Below are 3,110 nucleotides of genomic sequence, written 5' to 3'. Positions count from 1 at the left end.
GAAAGTGCAACAATCTCAACAGACTGTGCAACGTTTGTAGACTTGGTTTTAATAGTAAATCCAACACCACAAATAACAGACCCAAGTGCTTTAGAAGTTTGTGATAATGATGCAGACGGTTTTGCAATTTTTGATTTAGAATTAAACAATCCAGAGATATTAAATCAGTTAGATTCAGATACAACTAACGATTTAGCAGCAGCAGATTATACAATAACATTTTACGAAACAGAAGCCAACGCTAATGTACCAACAAACGCAATAGCAACACCAAATGCTTACACAAACACAACCGCAGATATACAAATTATTTGGGTACGTGTGGATGATAACGCTAATGGCTGTTCTACAGTAACACCAATGGATTTAATTGTAAACCCATTACCAGTATTAGTACAACCTGATCCAATAGCCTTATGTGATTATAACAATCCAGGAGACGAAGTAGAAGCCTTTAATTTAGAAGATGCCAATGCACAAATTCTAGCAGGACAAACCGGAATCACCTTAACTCACTATATTAGTCAATCAGGAGCAGACAATGCTACAGCAGCGGACCAAATATTTAGTCCATACACTAATATTGTAAACCCACAAACGGTTTATGTAAGAGCAGTGGATAATGTAACAGGCTGTGTAAGCACAATTACATTAGACTTAAGAGTTAATCCTATCCCATCACCACAAGCAAGTCCAGTGGCTTTAATAGAATGTGATGACGATAACGACGGATTTACAACCTTTAATTTAGACAGTCAAACAACAACGATTTTAAATGGAGAGCCAGACGTAAGCATCAGTTACCACGAAACACAAGCCGATGCGACAAACGATTTAAATGCCTTAGTTAGTCCATACACAAATATCGTTGCAAACACGCAAATGATATATGTGCGTGCAGAAAATGATATCACAGGATGTTTTACAATAGTCGTATTACCATTACAAGTACAACCATCACCAGTAGTACCAGTAGTAATCGATGATTATATTGTATGTGATGATAATGATGATGGGTTTAGCCAATTTGATTTTGATACAGTAATGGCACCACAAATCTTAGGGACACAAGATCCAGCAGATTTTACATTAACTTACCATACCACGCAATTAGCAGCAGACAACGGAACTAGTCCAATAGTCAACACAGGTAACTATACTAATGTTACTAACCCACAGACAATTTATGTTAGATTAGAAGGTAACGTAAATGGATGTGTTACAACAGGCTCATTTATAATCCGAGTTGAGTTTCCACCAGTAATTGTGCAACCAACACCATTGGCAATATGCGATGAGTTAGATGCAAATTATTACGAAAACAATGACGATATGGCAACGTTTGACCTAACGGTTAAAAATGACGAAATTACCGCAGGTAATCCTAGTTGGATTGTAACCTATTACGAAACACAAGCCAATGCACAAGCCGACGTTAGTGCAATAGTAGACCCAACCATGTATACTAATATGATGGTAGGAACAAATCCAGCTAACCCACAAACAGTTTATGTTAGAGTCACAGATGCAGATACAGGATGTTTCTCATTTACAACATTAACCATCCGTGTGTTACCAAACCCAACACCATTACAAAACCCTACAGATTTAGAATTATGTGATGATGTGAATATTGTAGGACCAAATGATTTAATAGAAATCTTTGATCTAACCACAAATGAAGTAACCACAATAAACGGAGAATTAGGCGTAAGCGCAAGTTACTATACGGATTTAGATGATGCCTTAATGGGAACTAATCAAATAGTAGATCCAACAGCACATAGTAATGAAGATCCAGATAATCCAGGCGTAGCAATCAATCCGCAGACGATTTACATGCGTGTAACAAACGGAACAGATGCCTCAGGAACAGGAGGAACAGGATGTTATACTATAGTAAGTTTTGACATTACAGTAAATCCATTACCAGAGGTTAGCCCAATAGAAGATTATATCTATTGCGAATTATTTAATGATGGTCAATATGGTTTTGATTTAGAAAGTAAAACACCAGAAATCCTAAACGGACAAGACGGAACAATCTTTACTGTAACGTATCATGAAACACAAGGTGAAGCAGATATGGCCATGAATGCATTAAGCAGTCCATATACCAATACAAGTAACCCACAAACCATATACGTTAATATCACCAATACCCTAACAGGATGTGATACGACCACGACATTTAATATCGAAGTTCAGGAAGCAGCACAAGCCAATCCAGACTTAGTACCAATCGTATACCAGATATGTGATGACAATATGGAAACCGATGGAGACACAACTGATGATAGCGCACAATTTGATTTATTAACATTAAATCCAGAGGTATTAGATGGACAAGATCCAGCCAATTACATTGTAAGCTATTATGCAACACAAGCAGATGCCGATGCAGCAACAGATGCTTTACCATTTTTATATGAAAACAGTGTTAATCCACAAGTTATTTATGTACGTGTAGATAACAATACCATGACTGTATTACCATTGGCTATCGACCTAGCAGGATTAGGGACAACAGGAATAGACTTTAATGGCGACGGAACGATTGATACAATTGATACCGATTTAGATGGCGTTTTTGATCTAATAGATGTTGATGGCGATGGACTATCAGACGGAACAGATACAGATGCAGATGGTTTAATTGATGAAGTAGACATTGATGGCGATGGTATTGCAGATGCAGTAGATATTGATGGCGATGGTGTGTTAGATAATCAAGCAGACAGCTCAGTATGTTATGACACTGCCGAAATCACATTACAAGTTAACCCATTACCAGAGTTTGATTTAGATGACTTTTATTTATTATGTGTTAATACAAACGGAACCGAAGTGGTAAATACACCAGTATTAGATACAGGATTAAGCACGACAGACTACACGTTTGAGTGGCAATTAGAAAGCGTAACCCTTCCAGGAGAAACAGGAAGTAGCTTAACACCAACACAAGGTGGTTTGTATACAGTAATAGTAACAGATGCAGTTACCGGATGTACTAATGACGACTCTGCAACGGTAGAAGAAAGTGAGCCACCAGTAATCACAGCAGAAGTAACCACAGCAGCCTTTGCAGAAGTACATAACATATCAGTAAC

The 3,110-nt window shown here is 37.6% G+C and carries 1 pseudogene; it reads left to right on the top strand.

The features are described from left to right. Positions 1-3,110: pseudogene (locus V6251_RS15080) on the top strand (hypothetical protein); the annotation flags it as partial.

Origin of the sequence: Olleya sp. Ti.3.14 (genome assembly GCF_038154885.1) — a bacterium.
GTDB lineage: Bacteria > Bacteroidota > Bacteroidia > Flavobacteriales > Flavobacteriaceae > Olleya.
This window is presented reverse-complemented; position numbering and strand designations above follow the sequence as displayed.